At 54.5% G+C, this 7,121-nt stretch carries 5 protein-coding genes and 1 other RNA gene; 3 read left to right on the top strand and 3 right to left on the bottom strand.

The window, feature by feature from the left end; translation table 11 throughout:
* Positions 1-184: 184 nt before the first annotated feature.
* An RNA gene (gene rprA, locus ACSZPU_RS21605) (antisense sRNA RprA) lies at positions 185-292 on the bottom strand.
* Positions 293-466: 174 nt separating this feature from the next.
* Entirely contained in the window at positions 467-1,579 is a 1,113-nt protein-coding gene (ydiK, locus tag ACSZPU_RS21610; RefSeq protein WP_499003003.1) for an AI-2E family transporter YdiK, read from the bottom strand.
* 194 nt (positions 1,580-1,773) lie between these two features.
* Between ydiK and ydiJ the strand changes: the two genes are divergently transcribed.
* From ydiJ to lpxP, 3 genes are all read left to right on the top strand, one after another.
* Positions 1,774-4,830, top strand: coding sequence for a D-2-hydroxyglutarate dehydrogenase YdiJ (gene ydiJ / locus ACSZPU_RS21615; protein WP_499003005.1), 3,057 nt, complete (start codon positions 1,774-1,776; stop codon positions 4,828-4,830).
* A complete protein-coding gene (menI, locus tag ACSZPU_RS21620) occupies positions 4,827-5,237 on the top strand; it encodes a 1,4-dihydroxy-2-naphthoyl-CoA hydrolase (RefSeq protein ID WP_499003007.1) in 411 nt (136 codons plus the stop codon). Before ydiJ ends, menI begins: the two co-directional genes overlap by 4 nt.
* A 209-nt stretch (positions 5,238-5,446) precedes the next feature.
* On the top strand, positions 5,447-6,364 hold the full coding sequence (gene lpxP, locus ACSZPU_RS21625; RefSeq protein WP_499003009.1) for a kdo(2)-lipid IV(A) palmitoleoyltransferase: 918 nt from the start codon (positions 5,447-5,449) through the stop codon (positions 6,362-6,364).
* Between the two features lies 1 nt (position 6,365).
* On the opposite strand, the gene ACSZPU_RS21630 is transcribed toward lpxP, so the two are convergent.
* Complete coding sequence (locus ACSZPU_RS21630; RefSeq protein WP_499003011.1) at positions 6,366-7,079, bottom strand: aminotransferase class I/II-fold pyridoxal phosphate-dependent enzyme; 714 nt, start codon at positions 7,077-7,079, stop codon at positions 6,366-6,368.
* Between the last annotated feature and the right edge of the window lie 42 nt (positions 7,080-7,121).

Consider the following 7,121-nt stretch of genomic DNA (forward strand, 5'->3'; position numbering starts at 1 on the left):
GCGGGCATCGTGAAAAGTCTATGTCAAAGAAAGGGTTATGTTCTCATAATTGACGATTAAATCGCACCTTCCTTAGGGCTGCTTTTCAATCATTGGGGCGATGCTGATGACTAAACGTGCATTTCTGCTGTTGTGATATGTGTAAAAGAAGCGCGTGATTGGTGTGTTGATGCCCCGATTTCAGGAAAAAAAAAGCCCATCGTGGGAGATGGGCAAAGACTACACACAGCAATTCGTTGTTTCACTCAGGGGATTTCCATGCTTATAAATCAAGGTGTTGATTTATAAACGTGACCTAATAGTAGGTCATTGGGGATTTTAGCGTCGATCAGATTCGTCTCATTAGTTAAACAATGGTAAAGATTTTGCGGGAGAAACGGCGCAAACCTTTGGTCAGAAGGCTTGCGCACGGGAGGGGGAGTAAAGAAATGATTAGCAACGCTTCATAATCGTACGCACTGGTGCATCAGTGGTGGGGCTCATCACGCTCCTGAATCTCTTCCAGCGCGTTATTTTCCTCAGGCCCCGGCATGGGCGCTTCGTTGACCCAGGCGGAGAACAGTCGCCATGAAACGGCCAGCAGCACCGGGCCAATAAACAACCCGATCATCCCAAATGCCACCAGACCACCGATAACCCCGGAAAGAATCAGAATCAGCGGCAGGTCGGCTCCCATACGGATAAGCATCGGGCGGATAAAGTTATCCAGCGTGCCGACAACACAACTCCAGACTAGCAGCACGGTGCCCCAGGTCGTATCGCCACTCCAGTAGAGCCAGATGATCGCCGGCACCAGCACAATGAGCGGCCCCAGTTGTACCAGGCAGGTCATCAGCATAATAACGGTAAACAGCATGGCGTAGGGCACACCCGTCACCGCCAGACCAATCCCACCCAGCACCGCCTGCACCAGTGCGGTTACCACCACGCCCAGCGCCACAGCGCGAATGGCCTGCCCGGCCAGCAGGACGGCGGCATCACCGCGTTTAGCCGCGAGACGGTAGGCAAAATGACGAATCCCCTGAGCGACTTGTTCACCACGCCAGTACAACAGGGCGCTAAACAGCAGCATCAGCGCACAGTGCAGCATAAAGCGCCCGATATGCGCGGCCTGGCCGACAAACCACGTGGTGGTGCTGCCGACGTAGGGGCGCACTTTGGCCAGTATCGCGTTGCCGCCCATATCCAGCAGGTTATGCCAGCCGCTATAGAGCTTGTCACCAATGAGCGGAATACTGTTCAGCCACTCCAGATCTGGCGGGGTCATCTCGCCTGATGTCACGGCCTGAATCACCGGACCGCTGTTATCGACAAGGCTATTGACCAGCAGCGCTATCGGAATAATAAACACCAGGATCAGCAACAGCGTCATCACGATGACCGCCAGCGAGCGGCGGCCAAACAGGACACGTTGTACGTATATCAGCACGGGCCAGGTGGCAATGACCACGGTACCAGCCCAGGCGAAACCAAGAATAAAAGGCTGAACGATCCACAAACAGGCGATGATCATAAGGGCTAAGAACAGTACCGACAGCATCACCTGCGGTACATCCCTGGACTGCGATTGAAAGGCCATAAAGCGTAATCACCTTGAGCGGGGTTATGCGGAATCAGTAATGATAATGATTAATGATTTCAGCGATTTTTGACAGTCCGATTCTGCCCGTAATTCTGGTGGGCGTATAAGAAAAAAATGTGATACAACGATGAATGCTGCAAGCAAACGATTAACTATTCACAACAACTAACAGTCAGGCAGGGTCAAGAGTAATGATCCCACAGATTTCTCAGGCACCGGGCGTCGTTCAATTGGTGCTGAATTTTTTACAGGCACTGGAGCAACAAGGTTTTACCGGCGATACCGCCACAAGTTATGCCGACAGGCTGACCATGGCGACCGACAACAGTATTTACCAATTGCTACCCGATGCCGTCGTTTTCCCCCGTTCCACTTCTGATGTCGCCTTAATTTCACGCCTCGCGGCGGAAACGCGTTTTCAGTCACTGGTATTCACCCCACGTGGTGGTGGTACTGGCACAAACGGCCAGGCGCTGAACCAGGGCATCATCGTTGATATGTCCCGCTATATGAACCGCATTATGGAAATCAATCCCGAAGAAGGATGGGTGCGGGTTGAAGCGGGCGTTATCAAAGATCAACTGAACCAGTTTCTTAAACCGTACGGCTATTTCTTTGCGCCGGAACTGTCCACCAGTAACCGTGCAACTCTTGGCGGCATGATCAATACCGACGCGTCCGGACAGGGTTCGCTGGTATACGGAAAAACCTCCGATCATGTGTTGGGCGTGCGTGCCGTGCTGCTGGGCGGCGATATTCTGGATACCCAACCGGTGCCGGTGGAGCTGGCGCAGACGCTGGGTAAAGCCAATACGGCGGTGGGGCGTATTTACCGAACCGTGTTCGAGCGCTGCCGGGATAACCGCCAGCTAATTATCGACAAATTCCCCAAACTGAACCGTTTCCTCACCGGTTACGACCTGCGCCATGTCTTCAATGATGAGATGACCGAGTTTGACCTGACCCGCGTGTTAACCGGGTCGGAGGGGACGCTGGCATTTATCACCGAAGCGCGGCTGGACATTACCCGTCTGCCGAAAGTGCGTCGTCTGGTGAATGTGAAATACGATTCGTTCGATTCCGCGCTGCGCAATGCGCCGTTTATGGTGGATGCCCGCGCGCTTTCCGTCGAAACGGTGGATTCAAAAGTCCTTAACCTGGCGCGTGAAGATATCGTCTGGCACTCCGTGAATGAACTGATCACCGATGTGCCGGATAAAACCATGCTGGGTCTCAACATCGTTGAGTTTGCCGGTGATGACGAAGCTCTGATCAATGAGCAGGTCACCTCCCTGTGTGCTCGCCTGGACTCCCTGATGGGAGAAGGGGCGGCTGGCGTGATTGGCTGGCAGATTTGCGACAATCTGGCGGGCATTGAGCGTATTTACGCAATGCGTAAAAAAGCGGTTGGCCTGCTGGGCAATGCGAAAGGAGCGGCAAAACCCATTCCGTTCGCAGAAGATACCTGCGTGCCACCGGAACATCTGGCGGACTATATCGTCGAATTTCGTGCGCTGCTCGACAGCCACGGCCTGAGCTATGGCATGTTCGGCCACGTGGATGCGGGTGTGCTGCACGTGCGCCCGGCGCTCGATATGTGCGATCCGCAGCAGGAGATTCTGATGAAGAAAATCTCCGATGATGTGGTGGCTTTAACGGCGAAATACGGCGGTTTGCTGTGGGGGGAACACGGAAAAGGCTTCCGTGCCGAGTACAGCCCGGCATTCTTTGGCGCGGAACTATATGCGGAGCTGCGCAAAGTGAAGGCGGCCTTTGACCCGGAAAACCGTCTTAACCCCGGGAAAATTTGCCCGCCTGAGGGCATTGATGCCCCGATGAAGCAGGTCGATGACGTTAAACGCGGCACCTACGACCGACAAATTCCGATTGCTGTGCGTTCATCATGGCGCGGCGCGATGGAGTGTAATGGCAACGGCCTGTGCTTCAACTTTGACGCCAAAAGCCCTATGTGTCCGTCGATGAAAATCTCGGGCAATCGCATCCATTCGCCGAAAGGTCGCGCCACGCTGGTCCGTGAGTGGCTGCGTCTGCTGGCAGATCGCGGTATCGACCCGGTGAAACTGGAAAAAGAGATGCCGGAAAAACGCGCCAGCCTGCGTTCGCTGATTGAGCGTACGCGCAACACTTGGCACGCGCGCAACGGTGAATATGACTTCTCGCATGAAGTGAAAGAGGCGATGTCTGGCTGTCTGGCCTGTAAGGCCTGTTCAACCCAGTGCCCGATTAAAATCGACGTGCCGGAGTTCCGCTCGCGCTTCCTGCAGCTGTATCACACCCGTTACCTGCGCCCGATGCGTGACTATCTGGTGGCGACCGTAGAGAGCTATGCGCCGTTGATGGCGCGCGCGCCGAAGACCTTCAACTTCTTTATGAGCCAGCCGCTGGTACGCTCACTGTCGCAAAAACACATCGGTATGGTAGATCTGCCGCTGCTGTCCGTTCCCTCGCTGCAACGACAGATGCTCGGCCACAGCTCGGCGAACCTGACGCTGGAGCAGCTTGAAGCCTTAAGCGATGCGGAAAAAGCGATGACCGTGCTAGTGGTGCAGGATCCGTTCACCAGCTACTACGATGCACAAGTGGTGGCGGATTTTGTTCGCCTGGTTGAAAAATTGGGTTATCAGCCGGTTGTTCTGCCGTTCTCACCAAACGGCAAGGCGCAGCACATTAAAGGCTTCCTGCAGCGCTTTGCGAAAACGGCACAAAAAACCTCTGATTTCCTCAATCGCGTTGCGCAACTGGGGATGCCGATGGTCGGCGTTGACCCGGCGCTGGTGCTCTGTTATCGCGATGAGTACAAGCAGACGCTCGGTGAGAAGCGCGGTGATTTCCACGTTATGCTGGTGCACGAATGGCTGCCCGCCGCGCTGGAAGGACGTGAGAATTGCGCCGTCAGCGGCGAGCCCTGGTATCTGTTTGGCCACTGCACCGAAGTGACCGCGCTGCCCGCTTCCGTTTCCCAATGGACCTCCATTTTTGCTCGGCTGGGGGCGAAACTGGAAAACGTCAGCGTCGGATGCTGTGGTATGGCGGGAACCTATGGACATGAAGTCAAGAACCACGCCAACTCGCTGGGGATTTACGAGTTGTCCTGGCATCAGGCGCTGCAACGTTTACCGCGTAGCCGCTGTCTGGCGACAGGTTATTCCTGCCGTAGCCAGGTGAAGCGCGTGGAAGGCAATGGCGTGCGCCATCCGCTACAGGCGCTACTGGAGATAATGGGATGATCTGGAAACGTGAGGTGACCCTCGATGCGCTCAATGCGATGGGTGAGGGGAATATGGTGGGGCTGCTGGATATCCAGTTTGTGGCAATCCACGACGATGCGCTGGAAGCAACAATGCCGGTGGATAGCCGCACCCATCAACCGTTTGGTTTATTGCATGGCGGCGCGTCGGTGGTGCTGGCGGAATCGCTGGGTTCCGTTGCCGGGTATTTATGCACCACCGGTGAGCAGAAAGTGGTGGGCATAGAGGTCAATGCCAACCATATCCGTTCCGTGCGCAGCGGGCGTGTGCGTGGCGTCTGTCGCGCACTGCATACCGGTAGCCGCCATCAGGTCTGGCAAATTGATATTTACGATGAGCAGGCCAAATTGTGCTGCACGTCGCGCCTCACGACCGCTGTTATTTAAGGCGAATTTGCGACAGGGAAACCTGTCGCAGAAATTCATATTTTCTTCATTAAATTTCACATCCAGACTTATCCGTTCGTGCTATATTGCGGGGGTTTGGCAATCGTTTTGATAGCCGCCAAAACTTAGCGCTGTAACGCATAATGACCTAATGAAGGGATTCGTTGTTTCCTTAAGCGCTACTCCATACAGGCTTACTGGTAACAACAATGCATACACCGTTTAAAAAGGCGTTTTTACATCCACGCCACTGGGGCACCTGGGTCGGACTCGGCCTGCTCTGGCTACTCGTCCAACTGCCTTATCCCATACTTTCCCGGCTGGGTGAAACCCTCGGTAAACTCGCATGGCCTTTTCTTAAGCGCCGCGAACGTATCGCCCGTCGCAACCTGGAACTTTGCTTTCCCAATATGAGCGAAGAGCTTCGCGAAGCGATGATTGCGAAAAACTTTATGTCGCTCGGCATGGCGCTGTTTGAAACCGGTATGGCCTGGTTTTGGCCTGACAGCCGTGTGCGCCGTTGGTTCGACGTTGAAGGTTATCAGAACCTGGTTGCCGCACAGGCAAGCCAGCGAGGCGTGATGGTTGTCGGCGTTCATTTCATGTCACTGGAGCTCGGTGGCCGCGTGATGGGCTTATGTCAGCCGATGATGGCGACGTATCGCCCGCATAATAGTGAATTGATGGAATGGGTGCAGACGCGTGGTCGCATGCGCTCTAATAAATCCATGATCGACAGACGCAACCTGAAAGGGCTGGTGAACGAGCTGAAAAAAGGCGAGGCTGTCTGGTTCGCACCGGATCAGGATTACGGCAGCAAAGGCAGCACTTTCGCACCGTTCTTCAGCGTACAGAATGCCGCGACCACCAACGGGACCTACGTATTATCCCGCCTTTCCGGGGCGGCGATGCTGACCGTTACCATGGTGCGCAAGGCGCACCGCTCAGGGTATTCACTGCATATCGGCCAGGCGCTGACGGATTATCCGGTAAAAGATGAGCACGAAGCGGCCAGCTATATCAATAAAGTCATCGAGCGCGAAATTCTGCGCGCGCCGGAACAGTATTTGTGGATCCACCGTCGTTTCAAAACCCGCCCGCCGGGAGAAGCGTCGCTGTATCTCTAAACTATCCCCGGTCGGCGCTCTGCCGGCCGTTTTTAACGTCCCACCGCCCGCAAGAAGGGATACAGCCAGGCTTTTTTCTCCTGACAAAATGCCACATTAAACCGTATTCATGGGCTGTCGCTGTGGTCCGGGTGAAACAGATAGCCCGGTGCGAACAACAATCCTGCCTTTTCGCCTCTTCGGCAATAAGCCTTGAATCTGCCGCATTGGCATGTGGACGAGTATAGATATAGTAACCATTGTCAGGTACGCAAAAGACGTCCCAGTGGATGCTTTGCAAAAACTGATACATCTCTTGTTGCGCCTGGCCAAGCCGCAGACGTAAGGCTTTTAAATGCTTACGATAAGCCGGCTGGCGAATGACATTGAGCGTGACCTGTTCGGCAAGAGAAGAGGAGGTCAGTCCGCTCATCATCTTGTATTGCATCAGTCGGTTGATGATTTTGGGGGCGGCGACAACATAGCCGACGCGAAACCCCGGCGAGACGGATTTTGAAAAGCTGCCAATATGGATAACGCGCTCCAGCCCCGCAAGTGTTGCCAGCGTGATGGCCCCCGGCCCTAACAGGTCGCCCGAGACGTTATCTTCCACCACGGTAATATGATGGCGTTCTGCCAGGTTTAATAGGCGATGGACAACCTGCAATGAAATGCTGGCACCGGTCGGATTATGTAGCCATGGGTTAGATAGTGTCGTCACGAGGATAAAAATCATTGATAATAGGGCCTTCTAATCAGAAGGCCCTATTATCATGAC

It is taken from the genome of Phytobacter sp. V69, assembly GCF_965644215.1.
GTDB lineage: Bacteria > Pseudomonadota > Gammaproteobacteria > Enterobacterales > Enterobacteriaceae > Phytobacter.

Bases quoted from the DNA above. Each gene is read 5' to 3' on its own strand.
- ydiK (WP_499003003.1), bottom strand. From the start codon at position 1,579: ATGGCCTTTCAATCGCAGTCCAGGGATGTACCGCAGGTGATGCTGTCG.
- ydiJ (WP_499003005.1), top strand. From the start codon at position 1,774: ATGATCCCACAGATTTCTCAGGCACCGGGCGTCGTTCAATTGGTGCTG.
- menI (WP_499003007.1), top strand. From the start codon at position 4,827: ATGATCTGGAAACGTGAGGTGACCCTCGATGCGCTCAATGCGATGGGT.
- lpxP (WP_499003009.1), top strand. From the start codon at position 5,447: ATGCATACACCGTTTAAAAAGGCGTTTTTACATCCACGCCACTGGGGC.
- ACSZPU_RS21630 (WP_499003011.1), bottom strand. From the start codon at position 7,079: ATGATTTTTATCCTCGTGACGACACTATCTAACCCATGGCTACATAAT.